Annotated in this window: 18 protein-coding genes; 3 read left to right on the plus strand and 15 right to left on the minus strand. The window is 54.3% G+C overall.

Annotated elements, in window-relative coordinates:
• Positions 1-23 precede the first annotated feature (23 nt).
• From OGY37_RS13190 to ybfF, 9 genes are all read right to left on the minus strand, one after another.
• Positions 24-1,319 (minus strand): MFS transporter, encoded by a 1,296-nt coding sequence (locus tag OGY37_RS13190; RefSeq protein WP_126318831.1) that lies wholly within the window; start codon positions 1,317-1,319, stop codon positions 24-26.
• A 53-nt stretch (positions 1,320-1,372) separates the two neighbouring features.
• Positions 1,373-2,512 carry a tricarballylate utilization 4Fe-4S protein TcuB gene (gene tcuB / locus OGY37_RS13195; RefSeq protein ID WP_286620976.1) on the minus strand — a complete coding sequence of 380 codons (1,140 nt, stop codon included), beginning with the start codon at positions 2,510-2,512 and terminating at the stop codon, positions 1,373-1,375.
• The gene (tcuA, locus tag OGY37_RS13200) at positions 2,499-3,902 is read right to left on the minus strand and encodes an FAD-dependent tricarballylate dehydrogenase TcuA (RefSeq protein WP_286620978.1); all 1,404 of its coding nucleotides are present in this window, start codon (positions 3,900-3,902) and stop codon (positions 2,499-2,501) included. The genes tcuB and tcuA overlap by 14 nt, the downstream gene beginning before the upstream one ends.
• Before the next feature lie 97 nt (positions 3,903-3,999).
• Positions 4,000-4,926, minus strand: a complete 927-nt coding sequence (gene tcuR / locus OGY37_RS13205) for a tricarballylate utilization LysR family transcriptional regulator TcuR (RefSeq protein WP_003831357.1) — start codon at positions 4,924-4,926, stop codon at positions 4,000-4,002.
• A 128-nt stretch (positions 4,927-5,054) separates the two neighbouring features.
• Positions 5,055-5,501 carry a ferric iron uptake transcriptional regulator gene (gene fur / locus OGY37_RS13210; RefSeq protein ID WP_003022836.1) on the minus strand — a complete coding sequence of 149 codons (447 nt, stop codon included), beginning with the start codon at positions 5,499-5,501 and terminating at the stop codon, positions 5,055-5,057.
• Positions 5,494-5,580: a ryhB-regulated fur leader peptide gene (locus OGY37_RS13215; protein WP_100247215.1), complete on the minus strand. Its 87-nt coding sequence runs from the start codon at positions 5,578-5,580 to the stop codon at positions 5,494-5,496. Before OGY37_RS13215 ends, fur begins: the two co-directional genes overlap by 8 nt.
• A gap of 210 nt (positions 5,581-5,790) precedes the next feature.
• Positions 5,791-6,321 (minus strand): flavodoxin FldA, encoded by a 531-nt coding sequence (gene fldA / locus OGY37_RS13220; RefSeq protein WP_003022839.1) that lies wholly within the window; start codon positions 6,319-6,321, stop codon positions 5,791-5,793.
• 279 nt (positions 6,322-6,600) lie between these two features.
• The gene (gene ybfE, locus OGY37_RS13225) at positions 6,601-6,888 is read right to left on the minus strand and encodes a LexA regulated protein (RefSeq protein WP_003831362.1); all 288 of its coding nucleotides are present in this window, start codon (positions 6,886-6,888) and stop codon (positions 6,601-6,603) included.
• A 128-nt stretch (positions 6,889-7,016) separates the two neighbouring features.
• The gene (gene ybfF, locus OGY37_RS13230) at positions 7,017-7,790 is read right to left on the minus strand and encodes an esterase (RefSeq protein WP_032934546.1); all 774 of its coding nucleotides are present in this window, start codon (positions 7,788-7,790) and stop codon (positions 7,017-7,019) included.
• Positions 7,791-7,984: 194 nt separating this feature from the next.
• On the opposite strand from ybfF, the gene seqA reads away from it, so the two are divergent.
• Both seqA and pgm read left to right on the plus strand, forming a co-directional pair.
• Positions 7,985-8,527, plus strand: a complete 543-nt coding sequence (seqA, locus tag OGY37_RS13235) for a replication initiation negative regulator SeqA (protein ID WP_003022848.1) — start codon at positions 7,985-7,987, stop codon at positions 8,525-8,527.
• Positions 8,528-8,551: 24 nt separating this feature from the next.
• Complete coding sequence (gene pgm, locus OGY37_RS13240) at positions 8,552-10,192, plus strand: phosphoglucomutase (alpha-D-glucose-1,6-bisphosphate-dependent) (RefSeq protein WP_126955847.1); 1,641 nt, start codon at positions 8,552-8,554, stop codon at positions 10,190-10,192.
• A 96-nt stretch (positions 10,193-10,288) separates the two neighbouring features.
• Here the strand turns inward: pgm and kdpE are convergent, their stop codons facing one another.
• Genes kdpE through kdpF form a run of 6 tightly spaced genes read right to left on the minus strand, consistent with a single transcriptional unit; the run spans position 10,289 to position 18,070 of the window.
• Complete coding sequence (kdpE, locus tag OGY37_RS13245) at positions 10,289-10,966, minus strand: two-component system response regulator KdpE (protein ID WP_286546757.1); 678 nt, start codon at positions 10,964-10,966, stop codon at positions 10,289-10,291.
• The gene (gene kdpD, locus OGY37_RS13250; RefSeq protein WP_148362257.1) at positions 10,963-13,647 is read right to left on the minus strand and encodes a two-component system sensor histidine kinase KdpD; all 2,685 of its coding nucleotides are present in this window, start codon (positions 13,645-13,647) and stop codon (positions 10,963-10,965) included. Before kdpD ends, kdpE begins: the two co-directional genes overlap by 4 nt.
• Before the next feature lie 10 nt (positions 13,648-13,657).
• Positions 13,658-14,224 (minus strand): potassium-transporting ATPase subunit KdpC, encoded by a 567-nt coding sequence (gene kdpC / locus OGY37_RS13255; RefSeq protein ID WP_003831371.1) that lies wholly within the window; start codon positions 14,222-14,224, stop codon positions 13,658-13,660.
• A gap of 8 nt (positions 14,225-14,232) precedes the next feature.
• On the minus strand, positions 14,233-16,281 hold the full coding sequence (gene kdpB, locus OGY37_RS13260; protein ID WP_286620980.1) for a potassium-transporting ATPase subunit KdpB: 2,049 nt from the start codon (positions 16,279-16,281) through the stop codon (positions 14,233-14,235).
• A 20-nt stretch (positions 16,282-16,301) separates the two neighbouring features.
• Positions 16,302-17,981 carry a potassium-transporting ATPase subunit KdpA gene (kdpA, locus tag OGY37_RS13265; protein ID WP_032942710.1) on the minus strand — a complete coding sequence of 560 codons (1,680 nt, stop codon included), beginning with the start codon at positions 17,979-17,981 and terminating at the stop codon, positions 16,302-16,304.
• The gene (gene kdpF, locus OGY37_RS13270) at positions 17,981-18,070 is read right to left on the minus strand and encodes a K(+)-transporting ATPase subunit F (RefSeq protein ID WP_001670793.1); all 90 of its coding nucleotides are present in this window, start codon (positions 18,068-18,070) and stop codon (positions 17,981-17,983) included. Before kdpF ends, kdpA begins: the two co-directional genes overlap by 1 nt.
• 308 nt (positions 18,071-18,378) lie before the next feature.
• On the opposite strand from kdpF, the gene OGY37_RS13275 reads away from it, so the two are divergent.
• Entirely contained in the window at positions 18,379-18,585 is a 207-nt protein-coding gene (locus tag OGY37_RS13275) for a YbfA family protein (RefSeq protein ID WP_003022870.1), read from the plus strand.
• Positions 18,586-18,680: the final 95 nt, after the last annotated feature.

The raw sequence follows: 18,680 nt of genomic DNA on the forward strand, positions 1-18,680 counted from the left end.
AGAATTTTCCGCCCGTTTGCATTTCAGAGCTTATTTTCCACTGGTTGATAACCCCGACTCAGCCGGACAAACAGCATTGCCGTGGCGGCGAGTCCGCAAAGTGCCGCGCACATCAGCCACCATCCCGGTGAGCTTTTATCTCCGGTTAGCTGAACCAGTGCCGTGGATATGACGGGTGTCAGACCGCCAAAAATCGCCGTAGCCAGACTGAAGGCCAGTGAAAAACCCACCGTACGGACATAGACAGGCATCACCTCGGTGAGTGCCGCGACCATTGCCCCATTGTACATACCAAAAAAGAACGAGAACCAAAGCAGGACCAACGTCATGCGCATAAAATCTGGCGCGGCGGTGAGCCAGTGCATGACCGGCCAGGTGGTGATCAGAGCGAGTACGGTTATCCCCATCAATACCGGGCGGCGACCAATTCGGTCAGAAATCGCTCCGCCAATCGGCAGCCAGATAAAGTTAGAAATACCGACCAGCATGGTGACGACCAGGCTGTCGCGAGCGCTCAGATGGAGTACAGCCCTGCCATAGGTCGGGGTATAGACGGTAATAAAGTAAAACGTCGTTGTGGTCATCGCCACCAGCAGCGTACCCGCTGAGATCAGACGCCAGTTTTTGATGATAGTGGTGAAAATTTCCCTGGTGTCGGGACGGTGTGTACGTTGTAAAAATGCGTCCGTTTCCTGAAGCGAGCGGCGCAGGACGAAGATCAACGGAATAATCATACAACCAATAAAGAACGGAATGCGCCAGCCCCATTCAGAGATTTCATCGTGCCCCAGCGTGGCATTCAGGCCGTAGCCAATCAGCGCTGCCACCACAATGGCAACCTGTTGGCTGGCGGACTGCCAGCTGGTGTAGAAACCTTTATTGCCAGGCGTGGCGATTTCAGAAAGATAAACCGAAACGCCGCCCAACTCTACGCCCGCAGAGAAGCCCTGCAATAATCGACCGACTAATACCAGCACAGGAGCCAGCAGGCCAATACTTTGATAACCGGGAACCAGGGCAATCAGCAGGGTCCCACAGCCCATGATCGCCAGCGTCACCATCAGTCCTTTGCGGCGACCAATTCTGTCGATATAAGCACCCAGCACGATTGCGCCAACCGGCCGCATTAAAAAACCCGAACCGAAAACCGCAAAGGTCAACATGAGCCCGGCAAACTCACTCTCCGCGGGGAAGAAAGTCTTTGCGATATAGGTGGCGTAAAACCCGAACAGAAAAAAGTCGAACTGTTCGAGAAAATTACCGCTGGTTACCCGCAGTATTGCGCCGAAAGTTCCGGTGCGCGATGGTTGTTGTGTCATTGGGTTTGCTCCACTGTCTTATCATAATATTTATAGAGGTAAGAGTTTGCGGGTTAGTCGCCTGAGACTCCCGCCTGTTTGCCGCGCCGTTTCTCAATCGCCCACTTGAGTAAGGCTGCGCAGCGGTAAAATCCGTGGGCAAATTTTCCGTAAGGAATGGTCAGAAAAAGCGCCATGACCACGCCGAGATGAATGACCAGTAAAATAGCCATCCATGAGGTATCTCTTCCTGCCAGCAGCGCCAGACCGGTCAGACTGGTCAGCAGCAGCAGCAAAATAAAACCGCGATCCATCGGTTTTTGCCGGGCGTCGCCGTGTAGCGGTGAGCGCCTGAGATTAAGCCATAGCAAGCCAGCCGGGCCGACAACCAGGCCAATGCCACCCAACGTGCCCAGCATGACCGGAACGCTGAAGAACGGGTAGGGTGCTTCTATGCCGGCAAAGTAGTGATAGCCTGTTGCCACCACGGTGGCGGCAAAGCAGAGCAGAAAACCGTAGAAGGTGAAGTGGTGGAAACGGCGACGCATCAGGGTGAAAGCATCATCCGCTTCGTTACAACCTTTGCCATGGCCTCCATCGAGATACTTCAGCGTCAGCACATTGTGTGAGGCTTCAGCAATCTCGGCGGAACGCGGCATGCCCGGAGAAATCTCGCGCCAGAAGCGGATCACGCCTGCCATCAGCAAACCGATCGCCAGAACAAAGACCGAACCAAACATCCAGGCCAGCAGGTTATGCGGGAAAATTTGATAGAAATCCCCGGCCAGCGGAGGATGGAATAGTGAACCTTTCAAACCTATAGCGAGGAGTAAAAACAGGATCAGACCGAATACCAGCGCCAGCGTCACGGTTACGCCTGCGCGACGATATAGCGCTCCAAAAGCAGCGGGCTGCGCGTAATGCTGATAGGTTTCGAGCCGGACTTCCGCCATCGCCTTCGGCACGTTGATGGCAAATTCATGAGGCGGGGCATACTGACACGCGTGCAGGCAAGCGCCGCAGTTATGGCACAAGTTTGCCAGATAATTGATATCCGCTTTACCGAATTCCAGACGCTGAGTCATGGCCGGGAACACGGCGCAAAAGCCTTCGCAATAGCGGCAGGCGTTACACACCTGCATCACGCGTTCAACTTCCGCTTCCGGTTCGGTGATAATTTGCGCTTCGATGATCAGTTTCTCAAGCTGCTTCATGACGTGTCTCCTTACGTGCGGCCAGCGCGGCTTCTTTTCCGGCAATGCGGCCAAAGGTCGTGCCGATCGACATCCCCACGCCTGCAGTGTAACCCTTGCCCAGCACGTTGCCCGCCATCATCTCTCCGGCGACGAACAGGTTACGGCTTGGAAGCCCTGCAAAATGCACAGCGGCGCGTTCGTTCACTTTTAACCCAAGATAAGTGAAGGTGATTCCTGGCCGCAGGGCGTAGCCGTAGTAAGGCGGTTGATCCAGCGGTCGCGCCCAATGCGTTTTCGCGGGTAGCAAATCTTTAGTGGCGCAGTTATCCAGAACGGTATGGTCGAACTGACCTGGCTGGCAGGCGTTGTTGTACTCTGTCACGGTGTGGGTAAAGCGTTCGGCATCCAGTCCTAACTGAAAGGCCAGTTCAGCCAGCGTATTGGCCTGTGTGCCAGGAAAGACCGGAGGCATGAAGTGTCCGATAGCTTTACTGTCGATGATGGAGTAGCCAATCTGTCCTGGCTGTTGAGCGACCAGACGTCCCCAGATGGCATAGCGTTTGGGCCAGAAATCTTCACCTTCATCATAAAAACGCTCAGCGTCCCGGTTCACCACAATACCGAGCGAAACGCAGTCCACGCGGGTGCAAATCCCGCCGTCATATAATGGCGCTCTGGCATCAATTGCCACACAGTGTGACTGGGAGGGATCGCCGATAATGTCTGCGCCAGCATCCATCATAAATTTGAGCAGTACGCCCTGATTAAAACGCGTGCCGCGAATTAGAAAGTTATCCGCAGGCCACTCGCCGCGGGCATTTTCCCCCCAGGCTTCGCGCAACCACTCCCGGTTAGATTCGAATCCGCCAGCAGCAAGCACGCAGGATTTCGCTGTGATACGCTCGTTGCCTGACAGCGCCGCCACGAACTCGCCGTTGTGCAGTTCAAGCGCCTGCACCGGTGTGTTATAGCGGATTTGTACGCCCAGCTTTTCTGCGCTGCGATAATAGGCATTCACGAGAGCTTTACCGCCCCCCATAAAAAAAGCGTTGGTTCGCGCCACGTGTAGAGCGCCAGAGAGTGGGGGCTGAAAATTGACGCCGTGCTGGCGCATCCAGTCGCGACACTGTGATGAGGTACGGATCACCAGACGCGCCAGGGCTTCGTTGGTATTTCCTTCAGTTACGCGCTGCAGGTCTTGCCAGAACTCCTCTTCCGGATAGCTTTCCACCAGCACATCCTGCGGCGCATTATGCATACAGCGCAGATTACGCGTGTGTTGGGAATTTCCCCCACGCCATTCCCGGGGAGCCGCTTCGAGTAGTAAAACGGAAGCGCCTTGCTCCCGGGCGGTAAGGGCAGCGCATAAGGCAGCATTGCCACCGCCAATCACCAGAACATCAACCATCGTATACTCCATTACCATTTAACTAATTGTTAAATTTGTAATTGAAATGTATACGCGCAGCTTGTGCGGGCGCCATGACGTAGTGCTAAACGGTACTTTAGTTATTGTAAAGGATGGCGCCAGGCCAGCTTCCTGCTTCCACCAGTTGATGCATCACTTTCGTCAGCACCACACGGGCCGCGAGGCCTGCCGGGGTGAGTTCATCGTCTGAGAGACTCACCAGAAAGTTGGGGCGGCTAAGTATTGGATTGTGGACGCCGATCACTCTTAGCGTCTCTTTATCGAGATGGGAAATTGCCGCGCCGGGCTGGAGAGTGGCACCAATGCCACTGCGCACGGCACGCATGAGTAGCGCCAGACCATCAATTTCCGTGGCGATCTCAATGTTCAGCGCGTGTTCCTGACAAATCGCTTCCAGCCTGCCGCGCAGACCGTGGCCCGGGCTTGGCATTATCAATGGGATACTTGCCAGCTGGGCTGGAGCAATATTGTCATCGGCAATATCAGCCAGTAAGGCATGAGTCCCAATCAAAAACAGCCGCTCTTCGAGAATCGGTATGGCGCTCCAGCGCAGGATCTTTTCTTTCTGAAACACGACAGCCAGATCAATCTGGCGGGTATTAATCATCCGCTCCAGATTGCCAGAGAGGCTTTCCACCACATGCAGACGGACATCACTGTAGCTTTCCTGCATGGCGTTGATAAACGGCATTCCGAGAACGGAAGCGGTACTAGGAGCCATGCCGACGCTGACGTGTCCGGAAAGTCGGGACTCGCGTGCGGCGAGGATCGCGTCGTCTGCGTGACGAAGCGCCAGCTGCGCCTGGGAGTAAAAAGCCAGCCCGGCGCTGGTGGGTGTCACGCCTCGTGAGGTGCGTTGCAGCAGGCGAATAGCGAGTTCGTTTTCCAGACGCGACATTTGCTGGCTGAGTGCCGAAACCCCGATATTGAGATCGAGCGCCGCGCTACCCATGCTGCCTGTTTCTACAATGCGCACAAAATAGCGTAGCTGGCGAAGTTCCATTTCGACTCTCCGGAAGGGGCAATTGATTTTTACATTAAAGCAACACAGGAGCGTAGGGAAGGGGAAAAGGGCAGGTAATGCCCATAAAAAAAGCCAACCGGAAGGTTGGCTTTTCAAAAAGCATTACATTATTTGCCGTCGTGGGCATGCTCATCTTCGCGGCAATCGCCTTCAGCGCAGTGGCCGTAGAGATAGAGACTATGGTTGGTTAAACGAATACCATGTTTAGCCGCAATCTCACGCTGGCGCGCTTCGATGGAATCATCGCTGAACTCGACTACTTTGCCGCAGTCGAGACAGATGAGGTGATCGTGATGATGCTGTTGAGTCAGTTCGAAGACGGATTTACCACCTTCAAAATTATGGCGGGTCACGATACCGGCATCATCAAACTGGTTCAGCACACGATACACGGTCGCCAGACCAATTTCTTCACCCATATCGATCAGGCGTTTGTATAAATCTTCCGCACTGACGTGATGGTTATCCGGTTCCTGAAGAACTTCCAGAATTTTTAAACGAGGAAGCGTTACTTTCAGGCCAGCCTTCTTTAATGCGGTATTGTTGTCAGTCATGCGGAATCTGTCCTGTAGCTAAACGATTCACTTCATTAACAGAAGTGACAGAAATTGCACTTGAGATAATGCGTATCATTATAGAACTGCCATGGCTAAATGAAAACTGCAAGTCTCTGGCATATATTGTTAATCAAAACGTGGTATCGCCGACAAACACACTGTGCAACACCCGATTGGCATCCAGCCATTGTACAGGGTCAGACGAAAAAGTTACAAATTTGTAGCAATTATTTTGATTGGTTTTATCTATTGATGCGGCGCAGATGGAAATCTACGCCGCACGAAATCAGGCATTAATGATTTCGTCGAGGTGCAGCTCTTCAGAGATCTGCTTAACCCATTTTTCTACGCGTTCTGCTGTCAGTTCTGGCTGGCGATCTTCATCGATAGCCAGACCGACAAAGTGGTCGTCGTCAGCCAGGCCTTTAGACGCTTCAAAGTGATAACCCGCCGTCGGCCAGTGACCAACGATGGTTGCACCGCGCGGTTCGATGATGTCGCGAATTGTGCCTAACGCATCGCAGAAATACTCTGCGTAATCTTCCTGGTCGCCACAGCCGAACAATGCAACCAGTTTGCCGTTAAAATCAATGTCTTCGAGGGTAGGGAAGAAATCATCCCAGTCACACTGCGCTTCACCGTAGTACCAGGTTGGGATGCCGAGCAGCAGAATGTCATAACCTTCGAGGTCTTCTTTGCTACTTTTTGCAATGTCATGAACATCGGCAACGTCTTTACCAAGCTGTTTTTGAATCATTTTTGCGATGTTTTCGGTATTACCGGTGTCGCTGCCGAAAAAGATGCCAGTGATTGCCATGAGTTAAATAACCTCTTGAAACTTATTGAAATGGTGGTGGCGCATTGCCCACGGATAAGGGCAATCATAGCAGAACAGTCAGGCATGCGGAAACAGCAAACACGCAGGACTGCACTCTGTGCTACACGATTTATGATTTATACCCGTCATACTTCAAGTTTCAGGTGCGTTGGCTGCGCTCACTCACCCGAATCACTTACTACAGTAAGCTCACCGGGATTCGTTCATTTGCCGCCTTCCTGTAACTCGAATTATTTGGGTATAGAGCAGAAATTCAGACTATGCCTGACCGCGCAATGTGCTGAGTTGGGTCATCAGCATCTCTTCGATGAGTTCACTGCGACTCATGTTGCGCGCCTCCGCCAGCTCGTTCAGAGCGTCAACGGCATCAGCGTTCAGTTTCAGTTCGACACGCTTAAGCCCGCGAACTTTGTCACGCTTAAGCTGATTACGTTTATTAATACGTAACTGTTCATCACGCGAGAGCGGATTAGTTTTGGGTCGTCCCGGGCGACGCTCCTGCGCGAACAGATCTAATGTCGTACGGTCCGTTTGTTCTTTGGCCATGATCTTGGTGACTTCGGGGAAACAATCAGCCAGGCGTCTGCCCGGATGGATAGCGCGCCATAATACATCAGCAGGGGTGACACGCCAACGCCCACGCGCGTAATCGCGCGCAGACGCTGAGTTTTTAATCAGTTAGCGTGTTCGTTCAGATAACGACGGATGGCGCGCAGCACCGCCTCCGGTTTTTCCGCATGCACCCAATGACCGGCTCCAGCAATAACATGCGCCCGAGCCTGCGGAAATTGCGCCAGCAGCTGTTCGCGATACGCTTCGGTAACATACGGTGAGTTGCCGCCAGGGATAAACAGCGCCGGGTGCTCCCACGCAGGAATGGTTTCCCAACCGACGATATGAGGATACTGATCCCACAGCACGGGAACGTTAAAACGCCATTCGCCGTCGACGAAAGATTTCAGCAGAAACTGGATTACGCCTTCCTCATGCAGATGCTGACGCATGACGCTGGCCGCCTGCTGACGCGAAGTGACCTGGGCATCGGTTACGGCATTAATAGCGGTAAAGATCGCATCGTGACGGCGAACTTGATAGTCGACCGGTGCAATATCAATGGCCACCAGTCGATCGATACGATCAGGAGCCAGCGCGGTTAATGCCATGACGGCTTTTCCCCCCATCGAGTGACCAATAAAGGTCGCCTTTTCTATTTGCTGAGCGTCCAGCGTATCCAGCAAATCTTGCGCCATGGCCGGATAATTCATCTCAGGGGAACGAGGGGAGAGGCCATGATTTCGCATATCGACCTGGATGATATCGTGATCGACCACCAGATCGCGCGCCAGGATCCCCAGGTTATCCAGACTGCCAAACAGGCCGTGAACCAGGACGATGGGAGAATTATTGTGCAGGTTTTGCGCAGATTGCGCTCGGATATTCAATTTCATGGCAAAGTTCTTTTTTTCACACTCACGGGTTAGGGTATCATGTTGACCATTCTGCCACATGGCTGCAACAACTACGGTTACTCTGAGTTTTGCTGGCCACCAGGCTTGACGCTATCCGCTGTTGGGATTTGCCTTTACACTACGTGTGTTTACCCCGACAACTTGTATTCAGCTAAACACTGCACTGGATTAAGATGAAAACGATTGAAGTTGATGATGAACTCTATAGCTATATTGCCAGCCACACCAAGCATATTGGCGAGAGTGCATCCGACATTTTACGGCGTATGTTGAAATTTTCCGCCGCATCACAGCCTGTCACTCCGATAGTCAAAGAAGTCCGCGCTGTGCAACCTGTCGTGGAAGCTAAGCCGGTTAACCCCGTAAAAGATAAAGTGCGCGCGATGCGTGAACTGCTGCTGTCCGACGAATACGCGGAACAGAAGAAAGCAGTAAATCGCTTTATGCTGGTGCTGTCTACACTCTATTCACTGGATCAAAACGCGTTCGCCGAAGCAACGGAATCGTTGCATGGCCGTACGCGCGTTTATTTTGCAGCAGATGAACAGACGCTGCTGAAAAATGGTAATCAAACCAAACCGAAACACGTGCCAGGCACGCCGTACTGGGTGATCACCAACACCAATACCGGCCGTAAATGCAGCATGGTTGAACACATCATGCAGTCAATGCAATTCCCCGCGGAATTGATTGAAAAGGTTTGCGGAACAATTTAATCCTTGCATTAGAAGGACCAGGCAATGGCAATCCACAACCGTGCAGGTCAACCTGCGCAACAGAGTGATTTGATTAACGTCGCCCAACTGACGGCACAGTATTATGTACTGAAACCAACAGCAGGGAACGCTGAGCACGCCGTTAAGTTCGGTACGTCCGGACATCGCGGCAGTGCAGGTCGTCATAGTTTTAACGAGCCGCATATTCTGGCTATCGCTCAGGCGATTGCTGAAGAACGTGCGAAAAACGGGATTACTGGCCCGTGCTATGTGGGCAAGGATACCCACGCGCTGTCTGAACCGGCTTTTATCTCTGTACTGGAAGTGCTGGCGGCGAACGGCGTTGACGTCATCGTGCAGGAAAGTAACGGTTTTACGCCGACCCCTGCTGTGTCGAATGCTATCCTGGTCCACAACAAAAAAGGCGGCCCGCTGGCTGACGGCATTGTGATCACGCCGTCCCACAATCCGCCGGAAGATGGCGGCATTAAATATAACCCGCCAAACGGTGGTCCGGCAGATACCAACGTCACCAAAGTGGTGGAAGACAGAGCCAACGCGCTGCTGGCTGACGGTTTGCAAGGCGTGAAGCGCATGTCGCTGGACGCTGCGCTGGCATCTGGCCATGTAACAGAGCAGGATCTGGTTCAGCCGTTTGTTGAAGGACTGGCTGACATCGTCGACATGGCGGCGATCCAAAAAGCGGGTCTGACGCTGGGTGTCGATCCGCTGGGCGGTTCCGGTATCGAATACTGGAAGCGTATTGCTAAGCACTACAACCTGAACCTGACTATCGTTAACGATCACGTTGATCAGACTTTCCGTTTCATGCATCTCGACAAAGATGGCGCAATCCGCATGGACTGCTCTTCCGAGTGCGCGATGGCAGGCCTGCTGGCGCTGCGCGACAAGTTCGATCTGGCCTTTGCCAACGACCCAGACTACGACCGTCACGGTATTGTCACCCCGGCAGGGCTGATGAATCCGAACCACTATCTGGCGGTGGCGATCAACTACCTGTTCCAGCATCGCCCGCAGTGGGGCAAAGATGTTGCCGTTGGTAAGACGCTGGTGTCCTCGGCGATGATTGACCGCGTGGTGAATGATTTAGGGCGTAAACTGGTCGAAGTGCCGGTTGGCTTTAAATGGTTTGTTGACGGTCTGTTCGACGGCAGCTTTGGCTTTGGTGGTGAAGAGAGCGCGGGGGCATCTTTCCTGCGTTTCGACGGTACACCGTGGTCGACCGACAAAGACGGCATCATCATGTGCTTGTTGGCGGCAGAAATTACCGCAGTGACCGGTAAGAATCCGCAGGAGCACTACAACGAACTGGCTGCCCGCTTTGGTGCGCCGAGCTACAACCGCCTGCAGGCAAGTGCGACCTCCGCACAGAAAGCGGCGCTGTCTAAGTTGTCTCCGGAAATGGTGAGCGCCAGCACGCTGGCGGGCGATCCGATCACCGCACGTCTGACGGCGGCACCGGGCAACGGTGCTTCTATCGGCGGTCTGAAAGTGATGACTGACAACGGCTGGTTTGCCGCTCGTCCGTCCGGCACCGAAGACGCTTATAAAATCTATTGCGAGAGCTTCCTCGGTGAAGAACACCGCAAGCAGATCGAAAAAGAAGCGGTTGAAATCGTCAGCGAAGTGCTGAAAAACGCGTAAACCGTAGGCCGGATAAGACGCTAGCGTCGCTATCCGGCATGAATTAAAAAGCCGGATAGCTTTGTGCTGATCCGGCTTTTTTTATTCGGCTTAGATTCACGGCATAAACCGATAACCAATCCCGGTTTCGGTCAGAAAATGACGCGGACGCGCCGGGTCCAGTTCCAGCTTCTGGCGTAGGTGTCCCATGTAAATTCGCAGATAGTGACTGTGTTCGACGGCGTTCGGTCCCCAAACCTGATTTAACAGCTGGCGTTGCGTTAGTACCTTTCCGGCATTATTCAGCAGTACCGCTAACAGGCGAAACTCAATCGGCGTCAGATGAATCTCTTCATCACCACGATGTACGAGCCGGGTGGCGATATCTACTTTTACGTTGGAAAAATGCACCACTGGCTCGGGAGACGCGCCGCTGGTGTGGCGGCGCAATGCCACACGTAATCGCGCCTGTAGCTCGCCAATACCAAAGGGTTTACTGAGATAGTCATCGGCGCCGGCATCCAGAGCGGCGATTTTATCGCTTTCTTCGCTGCGAGCTGAGAGCACAATTACCGGTATCGCGCTCCATTGTCGCAGGTCACGAATAAAATCAATACCGTCACCGTCCGGCAGACCGAGATCGAGAATGATGAGATCGGGTTTTCGCGTGGCGGCTTCCAGCAGACCACGTTGCAGCGTTTCTGCTTCATATACACGCAGACCATCGGCTTCCAGCGCGGTACGCAGAAAGCGACGGATAGCCTGTTCATCTTCAACAATCAGTACGTTCGTCACATATCCTCATGAAAATCTTCAAGTTCAGGGGGGATTTCCTGGGGCAGTGTAACACGGAAACATGCTCCTCCCTGTGCGCGATTGTGGACGGAAATCGTACCGCCGTGCACGTCCACAATGGCCTGACAGATTGCCAGCCCCAGCCCAACGCCCGGTACCGATGACTCTTTGTTTCCCCGGGAAAACTTGTCAAAAACTCGCTGCTCCATACCCGATGGAATGCCGGGGCCATCATCCCAGACGTCCAGTTGCAGGTGCTCGCCATCGACGCTGGCATCAATACCGATTTGCGCCGCTGGACCTGCGTATTTAACGGCGTTTTCCAGCAGATTAATCAGCACCCGTTCAAAGAGTGGGCCATCGACGTGGATCAGCGTCAACGGTGCTGGTAGCGACAAATTAATAGGAGCAGAGAGTCCTGGCTCCAGCATCTGCAGGGCGCTGCCGACCACCTCTTCCAGTGTTAACCACTCCTTCTTAAGATTAAAGCCGCCGGACTGAATTCGCGCCATATCCAGCAGGTTATTAACCAGTCGGGTCGTATTAAGGACGTGCTGGCGAATCTCACTGGCCTGGCGCGCGTGCGGCGATCCTTCGCTTGCCAGATCCAACGTTAAGATCTCTGCCTGACCAAACAGCACCGTTAGCGGCGTACGTAAATCGTGGGAAAGGGCGGCGAGCAGCGCGTTACGAATGCTTTCGCGCTCGCTGGCAAACCGGGCCTGCTCTTCGCTGGCGGTTAGCGTCAGACGCTCCAGCGCACTGGCGACCAGTAAAGTGAAAGTTTCCAGCAGGCGTTGCTGTTCGGGGATCATCAGCTGGCGTAAATTTCCCGGTTCCACAACCAGCAGCCCATGCGTTTTGTCGGCACTTTTTAACGGTAAAATTTGATACGGCACTCCTGGCAACGTGTCAGTACCTGCGCCAGCCGGTTGCCCTTTATCAAAGCTCCATTGGGCAATGGCATCATCCCACGGTGTCATGCCCTGTTGATGGGTGAGAGGGGCCAGCTTACCGTTCTCACCGGGCAGTAAAACCTGGCTGCGGGCCTGGAACGTTGAGGCAATAAACTGTTCGCTGGTGGCGGCGATATCTTGCTGACTCCGTCCGACGGCCAGCGCTTTCGACATCTCATACAAATGGCGCGTACGTTGTTCGCGATAACGGGCTACCCGCGCCTGATAACGCACTCCGGCGGTAAGATTACCGATTACCAGCCCTACCGTTAGCATCACGGCGAAGGTGAGCAGGTACTGGACGTCGGAAACGGCCAGCGTGCCGCGTGGAGCAATAAAGAAGAGATCGAAGCTGGCGACGTTAACAAAAGTTGCCAGCACCGACGGCCAGCGTCCGTAAAAGAGGGCGATAACCACCACGCCCAATAAATAGATCATCACCAGGTTGGCGGCGTCAAAGGCCATCAACCACTGCATGGCAATCAACGTAATGATGGCGCACAGCGCGACGGCAACCACACAACCCTGAATTTGTACCCGCCATTTATCCTTAAAGGTGCGGTTATCTGCAGTTTGTAGCACAGGGCGCGAAGGTGGCTCATCGAGCGCAACAATCATCAGGTCGAGATCCGGTGCGCGATGGGCCAGTTTGTCAGCAAAAGAATCACTGCGCCACCAGCGTCGTGTAGCCGGACGTCCGAGGACAATTTTTCCCAGATTATGCTCACGGGCGTAGCGGATTACAGCCTTGTCTTCAGCGGGATCGGAAAGGGTGGCGGTTTCTGCACCCAGCTCCTGGGCTAACCGCAGAGCGCTTAAAATTGCGCGGCGCTGTTTTTCGGGCAGTCGGTGCAGCGCTGGCGTTTCGACATACACTGCATGCCAGACGCTGCCGAGGCGCGCTGCCAGACGCGCGGCAGCACGCACCAGCTTTTCGCTGCCGGTATTGTGTCCAATGCACAGTAAAATGGCGTCACGGGTATGCCAGACTTTTTCTTCCCCCGGACGCCCTCGCCAGGCACGCATCTGATCGTCAACCCGATCGGCCGTGCGGCGCAGGGCCAGCTCACGTAGCGCGATCAAGTTCCCTTTGCGAAAGAAATGCTCGATGGCTCTTTCCGCCTGACCGGCGATATAGACCTTGCCTTCGTTCAGGCGTTGGCGCAAATCATCGGGGGGAAGATCGACCAGCACCACATCGTCGGCGGCATCGAAAAAAGGATCGGGGACGGTTTCGCGAACCTGAATGCCGGTGACGCCGCTGACCACATCATTGAGGCTTTCCAGATGCTGCACGTTGACGGTAGTAAAAACGTCAATACCGGCTTCGAGCAGCTCTTCAATGTCTTGCCAACGCTTAGGGTGGCGTGAGCCAGGCGCATTACTGTGCGCCAGTTCATCCATCAAAATGAGCGCCGGACGGCGGGCCAGCGCCGCGTCGAGATCGAACTCGCTAATATGACGACCATGGCGCGCCTGTCTCTTTAGCGGCAGGATGCTGAGACCGTCCAGCAACGCGGCGGTCTCTTTGCGTCCGTGGGTTTCCACCACCCCAATCAGCACATCTAACCCCTGCGCCCGCAACCGTTGGGCCTCTGCCAGCATGGCCCAGGTTTTACCGACGCCTGCACACGCGCCGAAGAAAATTTTCAGTTTTCCGCGGTGCGGGGCAGCGGTCTGCTCCAGCAGGCGATCGGGGTCGGGGCGTGAGGGTTCGTTATGCATGTCCTTTTTCTCAGTGCTTATCCAGCGCTAAATTAAGTTCTACCAGGTTCACCACCGGCTGGCCGATAAAACTGACCAACGGCTTTTGCGTGTATTGTGCAACCAGGCGCGTGACCTCTTCAACGCTGAGGTTGCGAGCCTGCGCCACGCGGGGGATTTGCCAGGCCACCGCGGCTGGCGTCAGATTGTTATCCAACCCGCTGGCGGAAGCCGTTACCAGCTCTACCGGAACGACAGGATTTGCCTGCGGGTTAGCAGCACGCAGTGCGGCTATCCGGCTTTGCAGCTGTTTATCCAGTTCCGGATTGCTGGCTGCCAGGTTACTGCCGCCTGAAGCCATTGGATTATAGGGCATTTCTGCTGTAGCTGACGGACGTCCCTGAAAATAACCGGCCGCGGTAAAATGTTGCCCAATGAGCGCAGAGCCGCGAACGACTTGATCTTCGCGTAGAAGCGAGCCGTTAGCCTGGTGGGGAAACCACCACTGCCCCAACGCGGTGGTCAACAACGGGTAAGCTCCGCCGGTGATAAGCATCAGGAAAATCAATGTTGATAATGCAGGACGTAATCCACTCATCTGAAACCTCACACCAGACCCAGTAGGGTCAGCAGTAAATCAATTGCTTTGATACCGATAAACGGCACAACCAGACCACCCAGACCATAGATCCACAAATTACGGCGCAGCATTGCGGATGCGGATAACGGTTTGTAGCCCACGCCTTTAAGCGCCAGCGGGATCAGTAAGACGATAACCAGCGCATTAAAGATAACCGCGCTGAGGATCGCCGAGTCCGGCGAATGCAAGCCCATCACGTTAAGCGCATTGAGCTGCGGGTAGGTGGCGGCGAACGCGGCCGGGATAATGGCGAAATACTTCGCCACGTCGTTGGCGATACTGAAGGTGGTCAGCGAACCACGCGTCATCAGCATCTGTTTACCAATGTGCACCACTTCAATCAGCTTGGTGGGGTTAGAGTCGAGATCCACCATGTTGCCTGCTTCTTTCGCCGCCTGGGTCCCGGAGTTCATGGCGACCGCCACGTCGGCTTGCGCCAGCGCCGGGGCGTCATTGGTTCCGTCGCCGGTCATCGCCACCAGACGACCTTCCGCCTGATACTGACGAATCAGCGCCAGCTTGGCTTCCGGCGTGGCTTCAGCTAAGAAGTCATCTACCCCGGCTTCTGCCGCAATCGCGGCGGCGGTCAGGCGGTTATCGCCGGTGATCATCACCGTTTTGATGCCCATTTTGCGTAGTTGGGCAAAACGTTCTTTGATTCCGCCTTTTACGATATCTTTCAGGGCAATCACGCCCAGCACGTGGGAGCCTTCGGCAACCACCAGCGGCGTAGCGCCAAGGCGTGCGACGTTTTCGACCTTCTGCTCCACGTCGGCAGGGAAGTGGCCGCCGTTGGCTTCGACGTGACGACGAATAGCATCGACCGACCCTTTGCGGATCATGCGGTTGTCGATGTTGATCCCGCTCATTCGGCTTTGGGCGGTAAACGGTACAAAGGTGGCGTGCAGCGATTGCACGTCGCGAATACGCAGATTAAAGCACTGTTTTGCCAGAATCACGATACTGCGGCCTTCAGGGGTTTCATCGGCCAGTGATGAAAGCTGCGCGGCGTCGGCCAGCGTCTTTTCATCCACCCCCTGGGCGGGCAGAAAATCTGAAGCCTGGCGGTTGCCCAGCGTAATGGTGCCGGTTTTGTCCAGCAGCAGTACGTCCACGTCACCCGCCGCTTCCACTGCACGTCCGCTGGTGGCGATGACGTTCGCGCCCAACATGCGGCTCATCCCGGCGACGCCAATAGCAGAGAGCAACCCACCGATGGTGGTGGGGATCAGACACACCAGCAGGGCAACCAGTACCGTGACGCTAACCGCGCTACCACCCCAGGCGGAAAACGGCCACAGCGTGGCGGTCGCCAGCAGAAAAACGATGGTCAGGGCTATCAACAGGATCGTCAGGGCGATTTCATTCGGCGTTTTACGCCGCTGCGCGCCTTCAACCATGGCGATCATCCGGTCGAGGAACGTTTCACCAGGGTTTACGCTACATTCGATCACCAGCCAGTCGGAGAGGATGCGGGTCCCGCCGGTGACGGAGGCGAAATCACCACCGGATTCACGAATGACCGGCGCGGATTCACCGGTAATGGCGCTTTCATCCACCGATGCGCCACCTTCGATGACCTCGCCGTCACACGGGATAATATCGCCCGCTTCTACTAACACGATATCTCCTTTGCGCAAATCCTCCGCCGGAACGTGATCCATGGCGGCACCGTATTTCGGTTCGCGGAGTTTGCGAGCAAAAGCGGTTTTTTTAACGCCTTTCAGACTGTTAGCCTGAGCCTTACTGCGTCCTTCCGCCAGCGCTTCGGCAAAGTTGGCGAACAGAACGGTAATCCACAGCCACAGACTTATCGCGCCGGTAAACCACGGATTGCCTTGCATATGGCCTGTGGCCATTGCCAGCGTTAACAGGGTTGTCAGCAGACTGCCCAGCCAGACGATAAACATCACCGGATTGCGCCACTGGGTATGTGGGCTTAATTTTTTCACGGCGTCCATCAGCGCCTGTGCGACCAGAGAGGGTTCGAACAGCGCCAGTTGCTTGCGACTCATAGTCATGTGCTCCGCATCACTCAGTGTAATGACAGGTATTCTGCGACCGGGCCAAGTGCCAGGGCAGGAACAAAGGTGAGGGCGCCAACCAGTAACACCGTACCGATTAACAACCCGACAAACAGTGCACCGTGAGTAGGCAGCGTGCCAGGGCTTGCTGGCTGGATCTTTTTACTGACCAGCGATCCGGCAATTGCCATCACGGGAATGATCACGCCGAAACGGCCGAAGAACATGCACAGAGCCAACAGACAGTTCCAGAACGGGCTGTTGGCGCTTAATCCGGCGAAGGCGCTACCGTTGTTGTTCGCGGCAGACGATACGGCGTACAACACTTCACTAAAGCCATGTGGACCAGGGTTGAGCATGGCGCTGCGTCCGGCATCGCTCATCATCGCTATCGCCGTACCGAGCAGTACCAGCGCAGGGGTGACCAGAATCGCCAGTGCAGTCATTTTCATTTCACGCACGTCTATTTTCTTACCCAGATATTCCGGCGTGCGACCAATCATCAGGCCCGCGATAAACACCGCCAACAACACGAACAGCAGCATGCCGTACAGGCCCGAACCGACACCACCGAAGACCACTTCGCCAATCTGCATTAGCCACATCGGCACCATCCCACCCAGCGCGGTGAAGGAGTCATGCATCGCATCGACAGCGCCGCAAGATGCCGCTGTCGTCACGACGGAAAAAAGACTCGTAGCCAGCACGCCAAAGCGGCTTTCTTTGCCTTCCATGTTGATATTACTGTCTGCACCGAATGCCATCAGGTGCGGGTTGCCTTGAACTTCGGCCCACATCACCACGGCTACGCAGACCACAAATATCAGCGACATGGCCCACAGCAGGGTCCGCCCCTGGCGACGATCGCCAACCACATCACCAAAGGCAAAACACAGCGCGGTAGGAATTAAGAAAATGGCCAACATCTGTACCAGATTGGTCAACGCGGTAGGGTTTTCAAACGGATGTGATGAGTTAGCGTTAAAGAACCCGCCCCCGTTAGTGCCAAGCATCTTAATCGCTTCCTGTGAGGCGACGGGCCCCATCGGCAGCAGCTGTTTCACCCCTTCAAGGGTAGTAATGGGCTGATAGGGCAACACGTTTTGCAGCACACCTTGCTGAATGAAGAACAACGCAATGAGCAATGCAATGGGGAGCAGGATCCACAGCGTAATGCGAACCAGATCGACCCAGGCGTTGCCCAGCGTGTTCATACTCTGGCGAGTAAAGGCACGGGCCAGGGCAAAAATCACCGCAATCCCGGTTGCCGCTGACAGGAAGTTCTGCACGGTCAGCCCGACCATCTGGCTGAAGTAGCTTAAGGTGGTTTCGCCAGCATAGGATTGCCAGTTGGTGTTGGTGACAAAACTTACCGCCGTGTTGAGCGCCAAATCCCACGAAAGCCCAGGTAGCTGTTGCGGATTTAGCGGCAGCAGGTTTTGCGCCATCAGCATTGAAAACAGGACCAGCAACCCCAGCACATTGAGCGCGAGGATCGCCAACAGATACTGCCGCCAGTTCATCTCCTGCTGCGAGATGCCCAGACCGCGCCAGAGCAGATGTTCCACGCCAGCCAGGCCCGGCAGGGACGTATTATTGATCAGCCGAGCCAAGCCAAAACCCAGCGGTCTGGCGATGATAAACAGTACCAGCAAGAAACTGGCAATGAGTAAAAATCCTTGGGCCGCCATCAGAACGCCTCCGCATTAATCAGGGCATACACCAGATAACCTAATAATAAAAAGACCAGCACAATGCCGGTTATCACGCCTGCACTCACGGTGCACCTCCAGTGGCATAAATGTGATAACCAGAGCGTAGATTTTTGCTTGCAAAGATTTCGCAAAAATCAGTGGGAGGGGTGTAAAAAAAGTATAAAAATGGCAAAGACCATTATTTAACTAATGATTAGTATTAATTTAACTTTTATGTAACTTAATTACGGTTTTTAGCTAAACGGAGCATCAATAGATAAAAATAAGTGGTCGGATGAGTAGCAAAATTACACACAAGGCGGTATTATTTTCATCAGTTAACCAAGTTTATTTTTCCGGTGCGATTCACCGAACAGATATATGGGAGAGGATTATGGACTTTTATAAAGAATATCCAGCACACATTGTTTTCTTGCGCCGTACCTTTGCCGTTGTGGCGGGCGTGCTGGCGCTGCCGGTCATGTTGTTCTGGAAAGACCGCGCCCGTTTTTACAGCTATCTGCACCGCGTCTGGTCCAAAACTAGTGATAAACCGGTGTGGATGGAGCAGGCTGAAAAAGCCACCTGCGACTTCTATTAAGTTGTCGTTATTGTTCAAGAAAACCGCCAACAGCAATGTGGCGGTTTTTTTATACGCCGACGTCTACACTTATCTGAGTAACGGATAAGGAGTGG

Source organism: Citrobacter sp. Cpo030 (genome assembly GCF_030333005.1).
Classification (GTDB): Bacteria; Pseudomonadota; Gammaproteobacteria; order Enterobacterales; family Enterobacteriaceae; genus Citrobacter; species Citrobacter portucalensis.